Genomic DNA, 21,071 nt, shown 5'->3' with positions numbered 1-21,071 from the left:
AGTCACCATGAGCGCTGAGGCAACGACCGACGAGCGCGCCAGCATCCTCCTGGTCGACGACATGGAGGACAACCTGATCGCGCTGGAGGCCGTCCTGGGGTCCCTCAACGAGCCGCTCGTCCGGGCCCGTTCGGGCGAGGAGGCGATGAAGGCGCTGCTGCGCCGGCAGTTCGCCCTCGTCCTGCTCGACGTCCGCATGCCGGGCATGGACGGCTTCGAGACCGCCGCGAACATCAAACGGCTCGACCAGACCAAGGACGTCCCGATCATCTTCCTGACCGGCGCGGAGGACGACTCCGGCTACGCCTTCCGCGGCTACGCGACCGGCGCGGCCGACTACTTGACCAAGCCCTTCGACCCCTGGGTCCTGAGGGCAAAGGTCAGCGTGTTCCTGGACCTGCATAGAAAGAACCAGCAGTTGGAGCGCCTGCTGGCCCAGGACCAGGCGGAGTACGGGGAGGTGGCGAGCAGACTGGCGGAGCTGGAGGAGCAGTTGGAGGGGGAGGGCCCCCCGGACCGGGCGGTGTTGCGCGCCCGGATCCAGGAGCTACGCCAACTTGTGAACAGAGGGCGGGGCTAAGGCTTTTTCTTGGGGGCGCGGGGAACTGCGCGACCAGCCCCCGCACACCCGCAGCCGCCGACCAACCCTCGCCACCCCCTACGCCTCGCGAGTACCCGCATACATCTCGTCAATCAGATGCTTGTACTCCCGCTCCACAACCGGCCGCTTCAACTTCAGACTCGGCGTGATCTCCCCGTGCTCCACATCGAGATCCCGAGGCAGCAACCGGAACTTCTTGATGGTCTGCCACCGCTGAAGCCCCTCGTTGAGCTGCTTCACATACCCCTCGACCAGCGCCACCGTCGCCGGGTCGGCCACGACCTCCGCGTACGACTTCCCACCGAGCCCGTTCTCCTCGGCCCACCCGAGAATCGCGACCTCGTCGAGCGCGATGAGCGCCGTGCAGAAGTTCCTGTCCGCCCCGTGCACGAGGATGTTGGAGACGTACGGGCACACCGCCTTGAACTGCCCCTCGACCTCGGCCGGCGCGATGTACTTGCCACCCGACGTCTTGATGAGGTCCTTCTTGCGGTCGGTGATCCGCAGGTACCCGTCGGGCGACAGCTCACCGATGTCCCCGGTGTGGAACCAGCCGTCGCTCTCCAGCACCTCGGCGGTCTTCTCGGGCAGCCCGTGGTAGCCCTCCATGATGCCGGGCCCGCGCAGCAGGATCTCCCCGTCGTCGGCGATCCGCACCTCCGTGCCGGGCAGCGGCTTGCCGACCGTGCCGGTGCGGTAGGCCTCGCCGGGGTTCACGAAGGAGGCGGCCGAGGACTCCGTGAGGCCGTATCCCTCGAGGATGTGGATGCCGGCGCCGGCGAAGAAGTACCCGATCTCGGGGGCGAGCGCCGCCGACCCGGAGACGCAGGCGCGCAGGTTCCCGCCGAACGCCTCGCGGATCTTGGCGAAGACCAGCGCGTCGGCGACCTTGTGCTTGGCGGAGAGGCCGAAGGGGGCGCTCGCGGTGCCGGTGCGGCGGAAGTTGTCCTGGCTGGCCTTGGCGTACTCGCGGGCCACCTCGGACGCCCACTGGAAGATCTTGTACTTGGCGCCGCCGCCCGCCCGGGCCTTCGCGGCGACCCCGTTGTAGACCTTCTCGAAGATGCGCGGGACGGCCGCCATGTACGTCGGCTGCACGACCGGCAGATTCTCGATGATCTTGTCGACGCGGCCGTCGACGGCGGTGACGTGCCCGACCTCGATCTGCCCGGAGGTGAGGACCTTGCCGAAGACGTGCGCGAGCGGCAGCCACAGGTACTGCACGTCCTCGGCGCTGATCAGCCCGGTAGCGGCGATCGCCTTGGCCATGTAGGCCCAGTTGTCGTGCGGGAGCCGTACGCCCTTGGGGCGGCCGGTGGTGCCCGAGGTGTAGATGAGGGTGGCCAGCTGGTCCTTGGTGATCGCGCCGACCTTCTCCTTGATCAGGTCGGGGTCCTTCTCCAGGCGGGCCGCGCCACGGGCCTCCAGCTCGGCGAGGGTGAGTACCCAGTCGCCGGTCTCCACGCCCTCGGCGTCGATGACGACGACATGGGTCAGCTCGGGCAGCTCGGCGCGCTTCTCCTGCGCCTTGGCCAGCTGCTCGGCGTTCTCGGCGAACAGGACGCGGCTCTCGGAGTCGGAGACGATGAACGCCGACTCGTCGGCGTTGGTCTGCGGATACACCGTGGTCGTGGCGGCGCCGGCGCACAGGATGCCGAGGTCGGCGAGGATCCACTCGACGCGGGTCGAGGACGACAGCGCGACCCGCTGCTCGGGCTGCACGCCGAGCTCGATCAGGCCGGCGGCGATGGCGAAGACGCGCTCGGCGGTCTGCCCCCAGCTCAGCGACTTCCAGTCGTCGGGGCCCTCACCGGAGGCCGGTGGCACCGGGTAGCGGTACGCCTCCGCGTCGGGCGTGGCCGCAACGCGCTCCAGGAAGAGGGTCGCCACGCTCGGCGGTCGGTTCTCGATCAGGGTCTGTGTGTCGCTCACGACATCCTCCGGGGCCCGCGACAGTGCGGCGGCTGGCTCAGTGCGGCTGGTGTACTCGAGGGGCCGGGCACTCACGGGGTGTGCCCGAGTGGGTGTTGTTTAACTCACGAGTAACTATCGAGTGGAGATCAGAGTAGAGCGCGACCGCCGCCTGCGTAAGGGGCGACGTCCTGTCACTTCCTACAGAGCGCGACGTTACGCACGCGTAGGGGCCCGTCACGCTCACACGTGACAGGCCCCTATTTTCACGGGAAAACGACGCTACTTCTTGCCCTTGCCGGAACCCGCGGCGTCGTCACTGCTCAGTACGGCGATGAAGGCCTCCTGCGGAACCTCCACAGAGCCCACCATCTTCATCCGCTTCTTGCCCTCCTTCTGCTTCTCCAGCAGCTTCCGCTTACGGGAGATGTCACCGCCGTAGCACTTGGCGAGGACGTCCTTGCGGATGGCGCGGATGGTCTCGCGGGCGATGACCCGGGAGCCGATGGCGGCCTGGATGGGCACCTCGAAGGCCTGCCGCGGGATGAGCTCGCGCAGCTTGGCGACGAGCCGCACACCGTACGCGTACGCCGCGTCCTTGTGCGTGATCGCCGAGAAGGCGTCGACCTTGTCACCGTGCAGCAGGATGTCGACCTTGACGAGGCTGGAGGCCTGCTCGCCGGTGGGCTCGTAGTCGAGGGACGCGTAGCCGCGGGTCTTGGACTTCAGCTGGTCGAAGAAGTCGAAGACGATCTCGGCGAGCGGCAGGGTGTACCGGATCTCGACCCGGTCCTCGGACAGGTAGTCCATGCCGAGCAGGGTGCCGCGCCGGGTCTGGCACAGCTCCATGATCGCCCCGATGAACTCCGACGGCGCGAGGATGGTGGCCCGTACGACGGGCTCGTACACCTCGTTGATCTTGCCCTCGGGGAACTCGCTCGGGTTGGTGACCGTGTGCTCGGTGCCGTCCTCCATGAGGACGCGGTAGACCACGTTGGGGGCGGTGGCGATGAGGTCGAGGCCGAACTCGCGCTCCAGCCGCTCACGGATCACGTCGAGGTGCAGCAGGCCCAGGAAGCCGACGCGGAAACCGAAGCCGAGCGCGGCGGAGGTCTCCGGCTCGTACACCAGCGCGGCGTCGTTGAGCTGGAGCTTGTCCAGGGCCTCGCGCAGCTCGGGGTAGTCGGAGCCGTCCAGCGGATAGAGCCCGGAGAAGACCATGGGCTTGGGGTCCTTGTACCCCCCGAGCGCCTCGGTGGCCCCCTTCTGCTGGCTGGTGACGGTGTCACCGACCTTGGACTGGCGGACGTCCTTCACACCGGTGATGAGGTAGCCCACCTCACCGACGCCGAGGCCGTCGGCGCCGAGCATCTCCGGCGAGTTGGTGCCGATCTCCAGCAGCTCGTGGGTCGCGCCGGTCGACATCATCTTGATGCGCTCGCGCTTGTTGAGCTGGCCGTCGATGACTCGGACGTACGTCACGACACCGCGGTAGGAGTCGTAGACGGAGTCGAAGATCATCGCGCGGGCGGGCGCGTCCTTGACGCCGACCGGCGGCGGGATCTCCTTGACGACCTTGTCGAGCAGCGCCTCGACGCCGAGGCCGGTCTTGGCGGAGACCTTGAGCACGTCGTCGGGGTCGCAGCCGACGAGGTTGGCGAGCTCCTCGGCGAACTTCTCGGGCTGCGCGGCCGGCAGGTCGATCTTGTTCAGCACGGGGATGATCGTGAGGTCGTTCTCCATCGCCAGGTACAGGTTGGCGAGGGTCTGGGCCTCGATGCCCTGGGCGGCGTCGACGAGGAGGATGGTCCCCTCGCAGGCGGCGAGCGACCGCGAGACCTCGTAGGTGAAGTCGACGTGCCCGGGGGTGTCGATCATGTTCAGGATGTGCGTGTCGGTCTTGTCGTGGGTCGGAGCCCACGGCAAACGCACCGCCTGGGACTTGATCGTGATGCCACGCTCACGCTCGATGTCCATACGGTCGAGGTACTGAGCACGCATCTGCCGCTGCTCGACCACACCGGTCAGCTGGAGCATCCGGTCGGCGAGGGTGGACTTGCCGTGGTCGATGTGCGCGATGATGCAGAAATTGCGGATCAGAGCCGGGTCGGTACGGCTCGGCTCGGGCACATTGTTAGGGGTCGCGGGCACGCAGGGTCCTGTCTCTTGAGGCGCCTTATGCCTCGGGTCGGATCGATACGTAGGCTCCATGGTCCCACGGCGGGCGACCGGGGACCGTTTTGGGCCACCACCCGGGCCCCTGGTAGCCTGGGTGGCTGTGTCTCATGCCCTCTCAGCGCGAGGCACACCCCAAGAAATCACCTGGCCCGGATCCCTCGCGGTTCCGTGCCTGAACCTGAAAAGGCTCAATCAGTGGCGAACATCAAGTCCCAGATCAAGCGGATCAAGACCAACGAGAAGGCCCGGCTGCGCAACAAGGCCGTCAAGTCCTCCCTGAAGACCGCGATCCGCAAGGCCCGTGAGGCTGCTGCCGCGGGTGACGTCGAGAAGGCCACCGAGTACCAGCGCGCTGCCGCGCGTCAGCTCGACAAGGCCGTCTCGAAGGGCGTCATCCACAAGAACCAGGCCGCCAACAAGAAGTCGGCGCTTGCTTCGAAGGTCGCCGGCCTCAACGGCTGACACTTGATTTGACGCCGGAAGGACCCGAGCGGGCCCTCTCTCATCCGCTCCCGACCGGCTCCCCGGATCTGCGCGCGGCCTGCGTTCGCCACGCGGGCGCGGATCCAGCATCGTGAACCGAAGGCCCCAGCACCCACCCTTCCCCAGGGCGGAAGCCGGGGCCTTCGGCGTGCTCTGTGGTCACGCCCAGAACGCGTCGGCCTGGTCGATGTCCTGGACGCACTGGTCGAGATCGCTGGCCTTGTCTCCCACGATCCGGAAGACGATGGCCTCGTCCATGTCGTACGTCTTGCCGCCTCGCTGCGCGGTCGTGTGGTGCAGGGCGACGACGTGGCCCCGGCCGTCGACGAGCGTCTGGCGCAGTTCGACACGCATCGTCCCCCCGGTCTCCTCGACCAGGCGCCCGTACATCTCGATGATCGCGTCCTGTCCCTTGAAGTCACCCGAGAGCGGGCCACTGCCCGGCACGTGCTGGGTACAGTCCGCCGTCATCAACCCGCGCAGGGTGTCCATGTCGCCGCGCGAGAATGCCTCATAGCCCTTGCGGACCAGTGCTGCGTGGGGGTGTTCAGCCATGACGATCGCCACCTTTCCGTGTATTCGGCGATTTCGGCTGACACGCACGATTCTCCTCTCCTCCGAGGCCGGGTCCACCGGAGGAGCGGCCCATTTCGCCTACGTCCGCCCCCGCGACCGCGCCGCCCGGGCGATCGCCACGACCGCCTTCTCCAGGGCGTACTCGGGGTCGTCCCCGCCGCCCTTCACGCCCGCGTCCGCCTCGGCCACCGCGCGCAGTGCGAACGCGACCCCGTCCGGCGTCCACCCCCGCATCTGCTGGCGCACCCGGTCGATCTTCCACGGCGGCATCCCCAGCTCCCGCGCGAGATCCGCGGGCCGCCCACCCCGCGCCGACGACAGCTTCCCGATCGCCCGCACGCCCTGCGCGAGCGCGCTGGTGATCATCACCGGCGCCACACCGGTCGCCAACGACCACCGCAGCGCCTCCAGCGCCTCCGCGGCCCGTCCCTCGACCGCCCGGTCGGCGACGGTGAAGCTCGACGCCTCGGCCCGCCCCGTGTAGTACCGCCCGACCACCGCCTCGTCGATCGTCCCCTCGACGTCGGCCACCAGCTGCGACACGGCCGACGCCAGCTCCCGCAGATCGCTGCCGATCGCATCGACCAGCGCCTGACTCGCCTCCGGAGTCGCCGACCGCCCCGCCGCCCGGAACTCACCCCGCACGAACGCCAGCCGGTCCGCCGGCTTGGTCATCTTCGGGCAGGCCACCTCCCGCGCCCCGGCCTTGCGCGCGGCATCGAGCAGCCCCTTGCCCTTCACCCCGCCCGCGTGCAGGAGCACCAGCGTGATCTCCTCGGCGGGCGCCCCGAGATACGCCTTCACGTCCTTCACTGTGTCGGCCGACAGATCCTGCGCGTTGCGCACCACCACGACCTTGCGCTCCGCGAAGAGCGAGGGACTGGTCAGCTCGGCGAGCGTGCCTGGCTGCAACTGGTCCGGGGTCAGATCCCGTACGTCCGTGTCGGCGTCGGCGGCCCGGGCGGCGGCCACCACCTCCTGCACGGCACGGTCGAGCAGAAGGTCCTCCTGGCCCACGGCGAGCGTCACGGGGGCGAGAGGGTCGTCATTCGCAGTCTTCCTGGCCATCGCGACAAGCATGGCACGCACCACTGACAACGCACTCCCCCGCGCCCGTCCCCCCGGCCCCCACGGGCCCTACGGCTCCTCCCGCCAGCCGTCCCACCCGCCCACGAACTCGTCCAGCTCCCCAGGGTCGAGCCGCCCTTCCTCGTCCCGCAGGACGACCAGCCACTGCGCGTCCTCCGCGTCGTCCTCCCCGGCCAACGCGTCCCGCACCAGCTGCGGCTCCTCGGCCACCCCGAACCGCTCCCCGAGCGCCTCCGCCACTTCCTCCGCGGCATCCCGGTCGGGCAGCACCAGCACATGTCTCACATCACTCACGAGCCCATTCTCCGGCACCCACCCGACACCACCCGCACCACGGACGGCCGCCCCGCCGGCCACCACCCGCACCACCGACGACCGCCCCGCCGGCCACCACCCGCACCACCGACGACCGCCCCGCCGGCCACCACCCGCACCACCGACGACCGCCCCGTCGGCCACAGCCGCGCCACCGACGGCCGCCCGTCGGCCACCACCCGCACCACCGAGGCCCGCACCCTCCTGCAGCGCCTGCACCACCGACAACCGCCCCCTCCCGTCGCCGCTCACCGCCCGGCCCGGCCGAAGTCCCGCACCTCCGGCACCCGCTCCAGCGCGATCCCGAACCGCTCCCGGTACACCGCCAGCACCTCCTCGTCCGTCGCCAGCTCCCGCACCTCACGCGTCCCGTCCGCCGCCGTCACCGTGAGGCCCCGGCCGCTCAGCGTGATCCTGCCCCCGTCCTCCGCGAGCCGCGAACACACCAGCGACCGCGTGAAGTGCGACCCCGGCGACGTGCTGTGCCACCACGCGCCCGCCACGAAGTCACGGAGCACCCGGGGCCGGACCTCCAGGCGGTACTGCGGCTCGCCGTTCATGACGACGTCCAGGTCCGCCGCCTCGGCCGCCGCGACCCCACCGCCCCGCACCCCCGCCGCGTCCGGCGCCGCCTCGACGACCCGGAAGGTGCCCGCGGGATCGGCCTGCTCGTCCCGCACCCCGATCGCCAGCGGCCGGTGACTGTTCGCCCCGAAGCCGACGTCGGCCAGCCAGTCACCCCCGTCCACCGTCCGCACCCGCAGCGCGAGATGGTCGTACGGGATGCCGAGCCGCCCCTCCTCCCCGTACACCCGGGCCGCGAGCAGCGTCACGTCGAAGCCCAGCGCGCCGAGCAACGCCCCGAAGGCGCCGTTGAGTTCGTAGCAGAACCCTCCCCTGTTCGCCCCCACCACCTTGTCCAGCAGCCGCTTCTCCTCCAGCACGATCTCCTCGCCGAGATGCACCGACAGGTTCTCGAACGGCACGGCCCGCAGATGGAGGAGCTGAAGCTCGCGCAGGGCGTCCGTGGTGGGCCTCGCCGGGCGGCCGGCTCCCAGACGACGGAGGTAGGCGTCGACCTGTACAGAATCCATGCCTTCAGTCTCCGCCACGCCCTCCTCGTCCGCCCTCGCCCTCGACCGACCTCAGCCATCCGGCACCCCCTCCCGTGTCTCCCTCCCGGACCTCAGCCGCCCACCACCCTCAGCTCCTCCTCCGTGCCGGCGACCGCCAGCGCCCCGTCCTCGTCCGTGCGCAGCACCACCGCGCCCTGGGCCCGCAGGGCCGCGACCGTGCCGGGAGCCGGGTGACCGTACGGGTTGTCCCGCCCGCAGGAGATCAGCGCCAGCCGCGGCGCCACCCTCCGTATGAGCTCCGGATCCTGGTAGGCCGAGCCATGGTGAGCCACCTTGAGCACGTCCACGCCGCCCAGCGACGCGCCCGCCGGTGACCTCAACAGCGCCTGCTGGGCCGGGGGTTCGAGATCGCCGAGCAACAGGAACCGCAGCCCGCCCGACCGCACGAGCAGCGTGACGCTGGCGTCGTTCGGCCCTTCCGGTTCCGGCGTCACGGGCCCTCCCACGGCCCCCGGCGGCGAACTCGGGGGCGGCCACACGACCTGCCAGGCCAGCGCCCCCGTCCGCCGCTCCTCCCCCGCGACCGCGTGCGTGACCGGGATGTGCCGCCGCTCCGCCTCTCTCCGTACGAACTCCACCTGATCCACGGGCTCTTCGAACCCGGTCGTCTCGATCGCGCCCACGGCCCGTCCACGCAGCACACCCGGCAGTCCCGCCACATGGTCGGCGTGGAAATGGGTCAGCACGACCAAGGGGATTCTGGTGATCCCGAGTGTGCGCAGGCACCGGTCGACGAGCGCCGGGTCGGGCCCGGCGTCGACCACCACACCGGTGCCGTCACCCGCCGCGAGCACCGTCGCGTCACCCTGGCCCACGTCACAGACCGCGAACCGCCAGCCCGGCGGCGGCCACCCCGTGACCACCCGGGTCAGCGGCGGCGGCTGCACCACCACCAGCACGAGGAACACCCCGCACGCCCCGCACCACCACGGGTGCCGCAGCAACCGCCGCCCGGCCACAACGACCACCCCCGTGACCACCGCGAGCAGCGCCGCCCCGCCCCAGCTGCCCGGCCAGTCCACCCCGGAGCCGGGCAGGGCGGCCCCGGTGCGGGCGACGTCCGCGATCCATCCGGCGGGCCAACTCGCGCACCACGCCAGCACCTTGGCCACCGGCATCGCCACGGGCGCCGTCGCCAGCGCCGCGAAACCCAGCACCGTGGCCGGCGCCACAGCGAACTCCGCGAGCAGATTGCACGGCACCGCCACCAGACTCACCCGCGCCGACAGCACCGCCACGACCGGCGCGCACAGGGCCTGCGCGGCACTGGCGGCGGCCAACGCCTCGGCCAGCCGCGGAGGCACCCGCCGCCGTTGCAGGGCGGCGCTCCAGCGGGGCCCGATCGTCAGCAGGGCCCCGGTGGCCAGCACGGACAGCAGGAACCCGTAACTCCGGGCCAGCCAGGGGTCGTACAGCACCAGCAGCAGTACGGCCGTCGCCAGCGCCGGGATCAGCGATCTGCGGCGTCCGGTCGCCAGGGCGAGCAGGACGACCGCTCCGCAGGCCGCGGCCCGCAGCACGCTCGGGTCCGGCCGGCACACGACGACGAAGGCCAGCGTGAGCACTCCGCCGAGCACCGCCGTGCTCCGCAGCGGGATGCCCAGCCGGGGCGCGAGGCCTCTGCGCTCAATGCGCTGGGCCAGCCCGGGCGGTCCGATGAGCAGGGCGAGGATGATCGTGAGGTTGCTCCCGGAGACGGCGAGCGTGTGGGTGAGGTCGGTGGCCTTGAACGCGTCGTCCAGCTCCGGCGTGATCCGCGAGGTGTCCCCGACGACCAGCCCCGGCAACAGCGCCCGGGCGTCACCGGGCAACGGATCGGTGGCCGCCCGCAACCCCGCCCGAAGCCGCCCCGCGAACCGCTGCACCCCCGACGGCTCAGCGACAACCTCCGGCGCCACCCGACCCGAGACCCGCGCCACCCCCGCGATCCGATCCCCCTCCACCATCGCCGGCGCCAGCCGCGCACTCACCCGCACCCGAGCAGACGGCAACAACCGAAGCCACGCCGCAGCCCCGGACCCGGCATCCACGCCTCCCGGACCGCCAGCCCTGTCCCTCCCCGCCCCCACATCAACAATCACCAACACCGGCGTCCGAGTCGCCACCGTCGTCCCGTCCGCCTCCTCGACCCGCCGCACCTCCGCGCCGATCAGCACGGAGGCCGGGGCCATGTGATCCCCCTTGACCCGTGGTCGGGTGAGCCGGGGATCGGAGGTGACCTCGATCTCCGCGGTCACGGTGGCGTACTCCCGCACCAGGCCGGGAACCGGCCCCCGGCGCAGGTCTGCGCCGTGCAGCCCGGCGGAGGCAGCGGCCGCGGCGACGCACAGCAGCACGGCGGCGATCGCCACCCGTCGCCCCGCACGTCTGCGCCACAGCAGGAGCACGACTCCCACCACCAGGCACCAGACGGCGACACCGGTGACCCACTCCGGCGCGACGTCCAGCGTCGACGCCGCCGTTACCCACGCGGCCAACGCGGGCGGTACGAGTCGTAGATCGGTCGGTCCTTCCTGCCGCGGGTTGGCCGCTCCCAGCCGGGCGCCGGCCGTGGCGTGCACAGGAGGGCGCGGAGGAGCCGTTGCCGGCGGGCGCGTCGAGGGTCCTGGGAGACGACTCATGGCCGTACGAGATTCCGCAGGTCGGCGAAGCGGCGTTCCCCGATGCCGTTGACCTCGCGCAGCTCGTCCACCGAGCGGAAACCGCCGTGCTGGGTGCGGTAGTCGACGATGTGCTGGGCCAGCACCGGACCGACGCCGGGCAGCGTGTCGAGCTGGTCCACGGTCGCCGTGTTGAGGGAGACGGGCGCAGCGGGCCCGGCCCCCGGCACGGAACCACCTGAACCGGCCGGCCCTCCGACCGCTCCGGCCGCCCCTCCTGCTGCTCCCGCCGCCCCCGCCGGGGTGCCCACGACGATCTGCTCACCGTCCACCAGGAAGCGGGCCCGGTTGAGGCCGGTGGTGTCCGTACCGGGCCGCACCCCGCCGGCCGCGCGCAGGGCGTCGGCCACCCGCGATCCCGCCGGGAGCCGGTGAATCCCCGGTTCGCGGACCTTGCCGCTGACGTCCACCACGATCTCCGCCGTCGCCGTACCTGTCGCCGTACCGGCCACGCTCGGCGCACCGCTCGCGGCACCGGCCCCTGCCTCCTCGCGCCCCTCCTCGAAAGGCACCGCGGCCCGCACTACCTCCGGCGCCCGCACCGACTGCGTACGGCCGCTCCAGAAGTGCTGCACGGCGAAACCGGCCGCGACCACGAGCAGCACGGTCAGCGCGAGGACGCTCCGCCGCTCCAGACCACACCTGGCCTGAAGCCACACCGGCATCCGCTCCCGCAGGGCAGGCCCGACCCGCCCCCGCCAATCCCCAGCCGCCGAGTCCGAACCCGACGACGTCGAGGCCGAGGCCGGCGTCGGGTCCACCCAAGTCTGCGACTCCGACGGACGATCCTCCCAGGACTCCGACGCCCCCGGAGCGCCCGACCCATCACGGCCCGGCGACCCCACCCCCGACTCCCGCCGCTCCCCCGCCCGTTCGGCGAAGATGACCTCCGCGCGCCGCCGAAGCTCCTCGGCCGACGCATACCGCTGCCGTGCCCCGCCCCTGGTCGCAGGACGGCGGCGATGGCGGTTGCGGACATCCGAGGCGGGGCCACGGCCCGGCCCACTGGTGGGAGTCGCTGTGCGTGAACGTGATCGAAGTGCCATGCGACGAGGATCGGGCACATCGCCCACCCGCGATGATCTTGCTCAATTCCCGGGGACAACCACCCAGTTGTGGATAACTCCGCCACCCACACGAGTGACCGACCACCACGCCCCGACCAAGCCATCGTCACCGAGGCGAAACCACAGCCCCCAACAACCCAGGCCCCGTATGCGCCCCGATCACCGCCCCGACCTCGCTCACATGCAGGTCCGCCAGCCCGGGCACCCGCGCCCGCAGCCGGTCCGCCAGGGCCGACGCCCGGTCGGGGGCGGCGAGATGGTGCACCGCGATGTCGACCTGGGCGCTGCCCGCACGGTCGGCCACGATCTCCTCCAGGCGGGCGATCGCCTTCGACGCCGTACGCACCTTCTCCAGCGGTTCGATGCGGCCGCCCTGCAGCTGGAGCAGCGGCTTGACCGCGAGGGCGGAGCCGAGGAGTGCCTGCGCCGCCCCGATCCGGCCACCGCGGCGCAGATAGTCGAGGGTGTCGACGTAGAAGTAGGCGGAGGTGCCGGACGCCCGCTTCTCCGCGGCGGTGACGGCCTCGTCGATGGTGCCGCCACTCTCCGCGGCCTCGGCCGCCGCGAGCGCGCAGAAGCCGAGCGCCATGGCGATCATCCCGGTGTCCACGACCCGCACCGGCACCGGCGCCTCGCGGGCCGCGAGAACGGCCGCGTCGTAAGTGCCGGAGAGCTCGGCGGAGAGGTGGAGGGAGACGATTCCGGTGGCACCGGTCTCGGCCACCTTGCGATAGGTCTCCGCGAAGTGCTGCGGGCTCGGGCGGGAGGTGGTGACCGGGCGTCGCTTCTGGAGCGCCTGGGCCAGGGACCGGGTCGAGATCTCGGTGCCCTCTTCGAGTGCCTGGTCGCCGAGGACCACGGTCAGCGGTACCGCCGTGATGCCGTGACGCTCCATCGTCCGCGGCGGCAGGTAGGCCGTTGAATCGGTGACGATCGCGACATGGCGGGACATGAGCTGGAGGTTACCTGGCGTAGCGCCCGGGCGGCAGTCCGACCCCTCCCGGCCGGGAGGGCCGTGGCCGGATCAAGTCGTGCTCTCGGGGCGGGGCTTCTTCTGCCAGGGGTAGGTGGGACGGGTGGCGGGCGGAGTGATGGCGGCGGTCTGTGTCGGTTCCTCGGCCGTACGGGACTGCGGGGTCTCCGGCCAGGTCTGCCGGGAGCTCGGGGCGTCGGCGGCCGGGGCCTCGGGCCAGGGCGGTGGCGAGGACTGCGCCGCGGCGGGGCCCGACGGCTCGGCGGTCGTCCAGTGCCGTAGCGCGCCGGCCTCCATGTCGATCTGGGTGCTCAGCGAGTCCAGGTCGTCGTCCGCGAAACGGCGGGCCCGGTCACGCGCGGCCCAGCGCAGGGAGTCCGCGGACCGCGTGATGGTCTCGGTGCGCTCGCGCAGGGCGGGCAGCCGCTCGGCGAGGGTCGCGCGATCCGGTTCGGACTCCAGTCGGCGCAGTTCGCCGTCCAGTTCGTGGCCGTGCGCGCTGAGCCGCTCGAAGAGGGCCAGGGACTCCTTGAGGGACTCGTCCTCGGCCACGCCCGCGTGCAGCGCGTCCTGGGTGGCGCGCATGGAGGTGCGCAGTTTCAGCCGCAGTTGGGCGACCTCGCCCGCGGGGCCGGGCTGCACCATGGACTTGGCGCGCAGGGTGTGGTCCTCGACAGTGCGCCGGGCCTGGGTGATCGTGCGGTCCACGCCCCGCTTGGCGGCGCCGACGGCCTTCACGGTGGCGTAGGCGCCGAGCACCAGGAAGAGGATGAAAAGCAGAGCGACGATCGCCATCAGTGCCTCCACAACGCTCCTCCTCCGACCGGGCGCGAGGCTCCGCGCCGCTCTTCAACGGTAAACGCGACGGGCAGGCCCGAAGTTCCAGAAGAACCCCGAACCTGCCCGTACCCAACCCTTAAGGGGTCTTACGCCGGAACGATGTTCACCAGCTTCGGCGCCCGCACGATCACCTTGCGAATGCCCGCCCCGTCCAGCGCAGCCACGACCTTGTCGTCGGCCAGCGCCACCTTCTCCAGCTCCTCGTCGGAGATGGCCGGCGAGACCTCCAGGCGGGCCTTGACCTTGCCCTTGATCTGCACGACGCAGGTCACGGTCTCGTCCACGACGTACGCCGGGTCGGCGACCGGGAAGTCCTGGTGGACCACCGAGTCGGTGTGCCCCAGCTTGCGCCACAGCTCCTCGGCGATGTGCGGGGCCAGAGGCGCGACCAGCAGCACCAGCGACTCGGCGACCGGGCGCGGCACCGCGCCACCCGCCTTGGTCAGGTGGTTGTTCAGCTCGGTGACCTTGGCGATGGCGGTGTTGAACCGCATGCCCTCCAGGTCCTGCCGTACGCCGTCGATGGCCTTGTGCAGCGCGCGCAGGGTGTCCTCGTCGGCCTCGGTGTCGACGACGGTCACCTCGCCGGTCGTCTCGTCGACGACGTTGCGCCACAGCCGCTGGAGCAGCCGGAACTGGCCGACCACCGCGCGCGTGTCCCACGGCCGGGAGACGTCCAGCGGGCCCATGGCCATCTCGTACAGCCGCAGGGTGTCGGCGCCGTACTCCTCACAGATGGACTCGGGGGTGACCGCGTTCTTCAGGGACTTGCCCATCTTGCCCAGCAGCTTGGTGACCTTCTCGCCCTGGTAGTAGAAGGCGCCGTCGCGCTCCTCCACCTCCTCGGCGGGCACCGGGAAGCCACGGATGTCGCGGTAGACGAAGGCCTGGATCATGCCCTGGTTGAACAGCTTGTGGAACGGCTCCGCGGAGGAGACGTGGCCCAGGTCGAACAGCACCTTGGACCAGAAGCGCGCGTACAGCAGGTGCAGCACGGCGTGCTCGGCGCCGCCGACGTACAGGTCGACGCCACCGTGCGGCTGGCCCGCGCGCGGGCCCATCCAGTACTGCTCGATCTCGGGGTCGACCAGCTGCCGGTCGTTGTGCGGGTCCAGGTAGCGCAGCTCGTACCAGCAGGAACCCGCCCAGTTGGGCATGGTGTTGGTCTCGCGCCGGTACTTCCGCGGCCCGCGCCCGTCGCCCAGGTCCAGGGTGACGTTGACCCAGTCCTCGTTGCGGGACAGCGGGGTCTCCGGGGAGGTGTCCGCGTCGTCCGGGTCGAAGGTGCGGGGCGAGTAGTCCTCGACCTCGGGCAGCTCCAGCGGCAGCATCGACTCGGGCAGCGAGTGGGCGATGCCATCCTCGTCGTAGACGATCGGGAAGGGCTCGCCCCAGTAGCGCTGCCGGCTGAACAGCCAGTCGCGCAGCCGGAAGTTGACGGTGCCCTCGCCGACGCCGGACCGCTCCAGCCACTCGGTGATGCGCGCCTTGGCCTCGGCGACCGGCAGGCCGTCCAGGGAGACGCCCTCGCCGGAGGAGTTGATGATCTTCGCGTCGTACGAGGCGAAGGCGTCCTCCCACGTGGAGGTGTCGGTGCCGCGGCCGTCGGTCGGCTCGACGATGCAGGTGATCGGCAGCTCGAAGGCGCGCGCGAACTCGAAGTCGCGCTGGTCGCCCGCGGGGACGGCCATGATCGCGCCGGTGCCATAGCCCATCAGCACGTAGTCGGCGATGAAGACGGGGATCTGCTCGCCGTTGACCGGGTTGGTGGCGTACGAGCCGATGAAGACGCCGGTCTTGTCCTTGGCCTCGGCCTGCCGCTCCACGTCGGACTTGGAGGCGGCCTGCGCGCGGTACGCGGCGACGGCCTCGGCCGGGGTGGCGTGACCGCCGGTCCACACGTCGTGGGTGCCCTCGGGCCAGGCGGCCGGGGTGAACTTCTCGACCAGCGGGTGCTCGGGCGCCAGCACCATGTAGGTGGCGCCGAACAGGGTGTCAGGGCGGGTGGTGAAGACGGTGATCTTCTCGCCGTCGATCGGGAAGTCGACGCGGGCGCCCTCGGAGCGGCCGATCCAGTTGCGCTGCTGCAGCTTGATGGCCTCGGGCCAGTCCAGCGCGTCCAGGTCGTCCAGCAGCCTGTCCGCGTAGGCGGTGATGCGCATGTTCCACTGGCGCAGCTTGGCCTTGAAGACGGGGAAGTTGCCGCGCTCGGAGCGGCCGTCGGCGGTGACCTCCTCGTTGGCCAGCACGGTGCCCAGGCCTGGACACCAGTTGACGGGCGCGTCGGAGGCGTAGGCCAGGCGGAACTCGCCCAGGACGTCGGCACGCTCGGCGGCGGTCAGCGCGTCCCAGGAAGAGCCACCGGGTACCGCACGCTCACCGGACTCGAACTGGGCGACCAGCTCGGCGATCGGGCGGGCCTTCCTGGCCTCGTCGTCGTACCAGGAGTTGAAGATCTGCAGGAAGATCCACTGGGTCCACTTGTAGTACTCGGGGTCGATCGTGGCGAACGACCGGCGCTTGTCGTGGCCCAGGCCCAGCCGGCGCAGCTGGGTCTTCATGTTCTCGATGTTGGCCTCGGTGGAGACCCGCGGGTGCGTGCCGGTCTGCACCGCGTACTGCTCGGCGGGCAGGCCGAAGGCGTCGAAGCCCAGGGTGTGCAGGACGTTGTGGCCGGTCATCCGCTGGAAGCGGGCGAAGACGTCGGTGGCGATGTAGCCCAGCGGGTGGCCGACGTGCAGGCCCGCACCGGAGGGGTACGGGAACATGTCCATGATGAACTTCTTGGGCTTGGCGGCCAGCTCCGGGTCGCCCGCCAGGTCACCCTTGGGGTTCGGTGCGGCGTACGTACCCTCGGCGTCCCAGAAGTCCTGCCAGCGTGCCTCGATCTCGGCCGCGACGGCGGCCGTGTAGCGGTGCGGCGCGGCCACCTCGGCGGCAGCGGCGGGGTTCGTCTCGCTCATGATCCTCAAGCTCCATCGATCGTCTCTGCCAGCGGCTGTCTCGTTCCGGAAACGAAAAATCCCCTCGCACAGGAGGGGACGCCGCGCTGACTCCGACCGGCCGGCTCGTCCGGCGGTCGGGACTGATCAGCGCGGCTCGCTAAGCAGAAGGCGTACGGCACGCATGGCGTCAGGGTACCGCAGCCGTTGAGCAAGCCGCGACGCACATACGTATGCCTCCTATGGCCCCGGACATCGGGTACCGAACTGAACAAACGTCAAAAGTTACTTCGCGTAACGCCCCCTAAGGGACAACACAACGACCACACAGCCTTTTGGTAACAGCGCAATAACTCAAACCCCGTACCGATCGGTATGGCTCCACTTAGAGTGCGGCAGCGGGACCGCCTTCCCGAACTGCTCGGAGTTGCCCCCATGAACCCTCGTCGAAGTAACAGCTCGCTCCCCCGGCCCGGCCGCTCGGCCTACGGCATGGCGACGGCTGTCGTTCTGCTCTTCATACCCGTGTTCGTGCTGGTAGGAGGTGACACGGTCCGTGACTTCCTGAACTTCGGCGCGGGCGTGCTGTCCCTCGTCTCCCTCAGCTGCTCGGTGATCTGGGGTCTGGTCGCGCAGGACCGGATCTTCCTCAACCCCAAACAGCGGATCATCGGCCAGGCCGTGCACCGCACGACCGCCGTCGGCTCGATCGCCTTCCTGCTGCTGCACATCACCACGAAGGTCGCCCTCGACCACACCCAGCTGATCGCCGCGATCATCCCGTTCTCGCTCGGCGTCACCGGCAGCGCCGGGCTCATCGGCCTCGGCTCGCTGGCCGGGCTGCTGATGATCTTCGTGGGCATCACCGGCGCCCTGCGCAACCAGTTCGCCTCCCCGGCACCGGTCGCGGCCCGCTGGCGCGCCATGCACATGCTGGCCTACCCGGCCTGGTGCTTCGCCCTGGTCCACGGCCTCTACGCGGGTCGCGAGGCGAAGCCGATCTTCGTGATCCTCTACAGCCTCTCGCTGGCCGGCGTCATGGCCGCGCTCGCCCTGCGCGCGGCGCCCCGCCCGGTCAAGCGCAAGGTCGCCGACCGCATCCAGGCGATCCTGGGCACCGAGGAGCGGCCGGGCCGCGAGGAGCTGGACGCGAGCCGGGCCAGGGTCGCCGAGGCCTCCTCCGCCGCGCTGCCCGGCTACGAGAACGCGCGCCCCGCCCAGCCCCGCACGGCACCTGCCTCCTACGACACCCCCGCCCCCGCCCCGGAACCCGCGAACGGCTTCGCGGCCGCCTACCGCGCCGTCACCCCGACCCCGCGCATCCCGCAACAACCGTCGTACGGCGCCGACCAGACCGCCCGCATGGACCTGCCCATGGACATGCAGCCCACCGAGGCCATGCCCCGCTACGACAGCGGCGGCAGCACCTCGGGCAGCTGGCCGATCCCGTCGCCACCCCCGGTCGGCGAGGCACCCCCGTCCGCCTACGACCCGCTCCAGGACACCGGATACAACATCCCGACCTACCGCAATGCGGACACGTCCGGATACGGCACGAGTGACGTGTACGACACCGGTGAGTCGAACACCGTTTCCGGCACGTACTACTCGAACGACACGTACAACAGCGGTCCCGCCACTGATCCAACGCCCGGTGAGTCCTACGACTTCGGTGCACCGGGCTCGGGCGAACCTTGGAACATGCCTTCCGGAGGCTATAGGTGAACGAGGCCCTGCCCGACGTCCCAGAAGTCCGCGTGGTCGGTCTTCCCCAGCTCACGTCGGGCTTCGACCTTGTCGAAAGACTCGATCTGCCCATGCACCTGAAGGTGCACGGGCCGCTCGAACCCATGGGCGGCGAGCAACTCGCGAAGCTCGCCGAGAACATCAACCTGAAGGGCCGCGGCGGCGCGGGCTTCCCCTTCCACAAGAAGCTGCGCTCGGTCGCCGAGGCGGCCATCAAGCGCGGTGTACGACCGGTCGTCGTCGTCAACGGCAGCGAGGACGAACCGGCCTGCCGCAAGGACACGGTGCTCATCAACCGTGCCCCGCACCTCATCCTGGACGGCGCCCTGCTGGCCGCCGAGGCCCTCGGTGCCCGCACGCTCGTGGTGGGGGTCACCCGGGAGTCCACCCAGCGCTCCATGGAGGCCGCACTCGCCGAACGCGGTCTGAGCAACGGCCGTAGATCCGCTCTCCGCGCGCGTGTGCAGCGCAATCCCGTCCGTATGGTCACCGGAGCGGCGGCCTCGCTGATCCGCTCGATCGACGGCGGCCCGGCGATCCCGCCCGGCCGCAAGGTCAGCGCCTCCCAGAACGGCGTCGGCGGCGCCCCGACCCTGCTGTCGAACGCCGAGACCTTCGCGCAACTGGCGATCGCCGCCCGCATCGGCCCCGAGCGCTACGGCAACACCGGCCTGTACGACGAGCCGGGCACCGTCATGCTCACGGTCTCCGGCGCGGTCGCCCGCCCCATGGTCATCGAGGTCCCCACGGGCGTGCCGCTGCGCTACGTCCTCCAGCTCGCGGGCGCCCCGCCGGTCCCCCAGGGTGTGCTGACCGGCGGCTACCACGGCAAGTGGATCGACGCGGCGACGGTCAACGAGGCGATCGTCTCCCGCAACTCCCTGGACGCGGTGGGCGGTTCGCTCGGCGCGGGCGCGATCCTGCCGATCAGCCAGGACACCTGCCCGCTGGGCGAGTCGCTGATGGTGGCGAAGTGGCTGGCCGAGGAGAGCGCGGGCCAGTGCGGCCCCTGCTACCTCGGGCTGCCGGCCGCCGCGCGCGGCATGGAGGACATCCTCAACGGCGGCGGTCCGGCCGCCCTGGAGGCGCTCAAGCAGGTCGCCAAGAACGTGAAGCGGCGCGGCGCGTGCTCGCACCCGGACGGCTCCGCGATGTTCCTGGAGTCGACCATCAAGGCGTTCACCGACGACCTCGCCGCCCACGTCCTCGGAAACGGCTGCGGACGGCCCGTGGAGGGCGTTCTGCCGCTCTTCGAGGGCGGCAAGACACCTACGGGCATCCCCGGCGGCGCCGAGGCCGAGGAGAGCGGCCCCAGCCGCCAGAAGATCTACGTCGACTGGACGCTGTGCCGCGGCCACGGCCTGTGCGCCGACATCCTCCCGGAGGTCTTCGAACTCGGCGCCGACGGCTTCCCCACGGTCGCCCAGGCCCAGGTCCCCCGCTACGCCGAGGCGAAGGCCCTGCGCGCGGTGCGCCGCTGCCCCGCCCTCGCCCTGCGCCTGGAGGAGTCGGCGCCCCGCGACAACGGCCAGTCCCGCAACCTCCCGGTCCTCTCCCAGGGCCGCGGCCGCCGGGCGCTGGGTCGCTGAGCCGACAACAGTAGGGGCCCGTCCGAACGCGGACGGGCCCCTCGTAGCGTCAACTGCCCCTGGAAACGCAAGAATCCCGCCGGATCTTTCGACCCGGCGGGACCTTTCTGTGGAGCTAAGGAGAATTGAACTCCTGACCTCCTGCATGCCATGCAGGCGCTCTACCAACTGAGCTATAGCCCCTTGCTTGGTGTCCTCCGCGGTTTCCCCCGGCGGCGACGCCAACATTACACGGTCCCCCGGGTGGAACACCAAATCGTTTCCCCGAGGCACCCTGAGGCCCGCCGACGACGGGCCTCACGCGGTGACGAACGAGTAGAACCTCTTGAGCGTGCAGTGCTCTTCGAGCAGCCGGCCGTAGATCGGCTCGCCCTCGAGTTCGCGGTACGTCTCGATCGGGTCGCCTTTTATGATCAGCGCCCGCGCGCATTCCTCGCACCAGTACTGGTAGTCGGGATTGAGCGGCTCCATGTCCCGCACGATCGGCGTCCCGCTGCCGCACCAGTCGCACTTTCGCCTGTGTGCACCCATCGATCAGCTCCAGCTGTGGCCGCAGGCCGTGCACACGTAGGAGATTCCGCCGTTGTCACCGAGAACCTGGGCGACGTGGAGGGAACCGCAGGAAGGGCAGATGAGGCGGGTGACGGTGTCCCGTGTCAACACTGCTCCGAGAAGGCCGTCGACCTCCTCGAGGATGCTCGCAGGCATCGCTACTCCCTCCCGTCGGGCCGCGCCCCCTTCCGGCCGTTTGATTCTGCCACGGCCGGACCAATACGGTCAGCGACGCCTCAGTACCAGTCCGGACACGACGCCCACCGCGGCGGTCCCGGCCAGCGCGAACGCACACCCGAAGCGCCTCCGCAGAGGTATACGCCTGCGGGACCCCAAGTGACTCAAGCCGATTGAAGAACCGTGCCGTGGACGTGCCGTGAAGATCACTTCACGTCGGCATTCCACCGGGCGAA

General features: G+C 70.7%; 16 protein-coding genes and 1 tRNA gene. 4 read left to right on the top strand and 13 right to left on the bottom strand.

Translation table 11 applies throughout. The features are described from left to right. Positions 1–7: 7 nt before the first annotated feature. Entirely contained in the window at positions 8–580 is a 573-nt protein-coding gene (locus tag IQ210_RS02795) for a response regulator (protein ID WP_194076513.1), read from the top strand. Positions 581–658: 78 nt separating this feature from the next. On the opposite strand, the gene IQ210_RS02790 is transcribed toward IQ210_RS02795, so the two are convergent. Further along, a complete protein-coding gene (locus IQ210_RS02790) occupies positions 659–2,533 on the bottom strand; it encodes an AMP-dependent synthetase/ligase (protein ID WP_194076511.1) in 1,875 nt (624 codons plus the stop codon). A gap of 261 nt (positions 2,534–2,794) precedes the next feature. Continuing rightward, entirely contained in the window at positions 2,795–4,663 is a 1,869-nt protein-coding gene (lepA, locus tag IQ210_RS02785; protein ID WP_194076509.1) for a translation elongation factor 4, read from the bottom strand. Positions 4,664–4,885: 222 nt separating this feature from the next. Between lepA and rpsT the strand changes: the two genes are divergently transcribed. Next, positions 4,886–5,152, top strand: a complete 267-nt coding sequence (gene rpsT, locus IQ210_RS02780) for a 30S ribosomal protein S20 (RefSeq protein WP_059191727.1) — start codon at positions 4,886–4,888, stop codon at positions 5,150–5,152. A 180-nt stretch (positions 5,153–5,332) separates the two neighbouring features. Here rpsT and IQ210_RS02775 read toward each other — a convergent pair whose 3' ends face one another. From IQ210_RS02775 to leuS, 9 genes are all read right to left on the bottom strand, one after another. Further along, on the bottom strand, positions 5,333–5,728 hold the full coding sequence (locus tag IQ210_RS02775; RefSeq protein ID WP_194076506.1) for a nuclear transport factor 2 family protein: 396 nt from the start codon (positions 5,726–5,728) through the stop codon (positions 5,333–5,335). Positions 5,729–5,827: 99 nt separating this feature from the next. Further along, complete coding sequence (gene holA / locus IQ210_RS02770; protein WP_194076504.1) at positions 5,828–6,817, bottom strand: DNA polymerase III subunit delta; 990 nt, start codon at positions 6,815–6,817, stop codon at positions 5,828–5,830. 69 nt (positions 6,818–6,886) lie between these two features. Further along, the gene (locus tag IQ210_RS02765) at positions 6,887–7,132 is read right to left on the bottom strand and encodes a hypothetical protein (RefSeq protein WP_194076502.1); all 246 of its coding nucleotides are present in this window, start codon (positions 7,130–7,132) and stop codon (positions 6,887–6,889) included. A 269-nt stretch (positions 7,133–7,401) separates the two neighbouring features. Next, positions 7,402–8,247 (bottom strand): arylamine N-acetyltransferase family protein, encoded by an 846-nt coding sequence (locus tag IQ210_RS02760; RefSeq protein WP_194076500.1) that lies wholly within the window; start codon positions 8,245–8,247, stop codon positions 7,402–7,404. A gap of 92 nt (positions 8,248–8,339) precedes the next feature. Next, complete coding sequence (locus IQ210_RS02755; protein WP_194076498.1) at positions 8,340–10,910, bottom strand: ComEC/Rec2 family competence protein; 2,571 nt, start codon at positions 10,908–10,910, stop codon at positions 8,340–8,342. Further along, on the bottom strand, positions 10,907–11,995 hold the full coding sequence (locus tag IQ210_RS02750) for a ComEA family DNA-binding protein (RefSeq protein WP_194076496.1): 1,089 nt from the start codon (positions 11,993–11,995) through the stop codon (positions 10,907–10,909). The genes IQ210_RS02755 and IQ210_RS02750 overlap by 4 nt, the downstream gene beginning before the upstream one ends. Before the next feature lie 127 nt (positions 11,996–12,122). Next, on the bottom strand, positions 12,123–12,968 hold the full coding sequence (locus IQ210_RS02745) for a DegV family protein (protein ID WP_194076494.1): 846 nt from the start codon (positions 12,966–12,968) through the stop codon (positions 12,123–12,125). 72 nt (positions 12,969–13,040) lie between these two features. Then, positions 13,041–13,784, bottom strand: a complete 744-nt coding sequence (locus IQ210_RS02740; RefSeq protein ID WP_228046710.1) for a hypothetical protein — start codon at positions 13,782–13,784, stop codon at positions 13,041–13,043. 131 nt (positions 13,785–13,915) lie between these two features. Further along, positions 13,916–16,792 carry a leucine--tRNA ligase gene (gene leuS / locus IQ210_RS02735; protein WP_194076490.1) on the bottom strand — a complete coding sequence of 959 codons (2,877 nt, stop codon included), beginning with the start codon at positions 16,790–16,792 and terminating at the stop codon, positions 13,916–13,918. A 414-nt stretch (positions 16,793–17,206) separates the two neighbouring features. Between leuS and IQ210_RS02730 the strand changes: the two genes are divergently transcribed. After that, positions 17,207–18,496 (top strand): cytochrome b/b6 domain-containing protein, encoded by a 1,290-nt coding sequence (locus IQ210_RS02730; RefSeq protein WP_228046709.1) that lies wholly within the window; start codon positions 17,207–17,209, stop codon positions 18,494–18,496. Beyond that, on the top strand, positions 18,493–20,106 hold the full coding sequence (locus tag IQ210_RS02725; protein WP_194076488.1) for an NADH-quinone oxidoreductase subunit NuoF family protein: 1,614 nt from the start codon (positions 18,493–18,495) through the stop codon (positions 20,104–20,106). The genes IQ210_RS02730 and IQ210_RS02725 overlap by 4 nt, the downstream gene beginning before the upstream one ends. 110 nt (positions 20,107–20,216) lie before the next feature. Here IQ210_RS02725 and IQ210_RS02720 read toward each other — a convergent pair. Both IQ210_RS02720 and IQ210_RS02715 read right to left on the bottom strand, forming a co-directional pair. Continuing rightward, positions 20,217–20,289: transfer RNA gene (locus tag IQ210_RS02720), tRNA-Ala, on the bottom strand. 114 nt (positions 20,290–20,403) lie between these two features. Next, positions 20,404–20,637: a hypothetical protein gene (locus IQ210_RS02715; protein WP_019523121.1), complete on the bottom strand. Its 234-nt coding sequence runs from the start codon at positions 20,635–20,637 to the stop codon at positions 20,404–20,406. Between the last annotated feature and the right edge of the window lie 434 nt (positions 20,638–21,071).

Source organism: Streptomyces justiciae, from assembly GCF_015163075.1.
In the GTDB taxonomy this organism is placed as follows: Bacteria; Actinomycetota; Actinomycetes; order Streptomycetales; family Streptomycetaceae; genus Streptomyces; species Streptomyces justiciae.
Note: the sequence above shows the minus strand (reverse complement) of the source record. Positions and strands in the feature narration are given on the sequence as shown.

Coding starts and splice junctions, on each gene's coding strand:
- holA (WP_194076504.1), bottom strand. CDS start 6,817: ATGGCCAGGAAGACTGCGAATGACGACCCTCTCGCCCCCGTGACGCTC.
- leuS (WP_194076490.1), bottom strand. CDS start 16,792: ATGAGCGAGACGAACCCCGCCGCTGCCGCCGAGGTGGCCGCGCCGCAC.
- IQ210_RS02795 (WP_194076513.1), top strand. CDS start 8: ATGAGCGCTGAGGCAACGACCGACGAGCGCGCCAGCATCCTCCTGGTC.
- IQ210_RS02730 (WP_228046709.1), top strand. CDS start 17,207: ATGAACCCTCGTCGAAGTAACAGCTCGCTCCCCCGGCCCGGCCGCTCG.
- IQ210_RS02755 (WP_194076498.1), bottom strand. CDS start 10,910: ATGAGTCGTCTCCCAGGACCCTCGACGCGCCCGCCGGCAACGGCTCCT.
- IQ210_RS02715 (WP_019523121.1), bottom strand. CDS start 20,637: ATGGGTGCACACAGGCGAAAGTGCGACTGGTGCGGCAGCGGGACGCCG.
- IQ210_RS02745 (WP_194076494.1), bottom strand. CDS start 12,968: ATGTCCCGCCATGTCGCGATCGTCACCGATTCAACGGCCTACCTGCCG.
- IQ210_RS02740 (WP_228046710.1), bottom strand. CDS start 13,784: ATGGCGATCGTCGCTCTGCTTTTCATCCTCTTCCTGGTGCTCGGCGCC.
- IQ210_RS02760 (WP_194076500.1), bottom strand. CDS start 8,247: ATGGATTCTGTACAGGTCGACGCCTACCTCCGTCGTCTGGGAGCCGGC.
- IQ210_RS02775 (WP_194076506.1), bottom strand. CDS start 5,728: ATGGCTGAACACCCCCACGCAGCACTGGTCCGCAAGGGCTATGAGGCA.
- IQ210_RS02750 (WP_194076496.1), bottom strand. CDS start 11,995: ATGGCACTTCGATCACGTTCACGCACAGCGACTCCCACCAGTGGGCCG.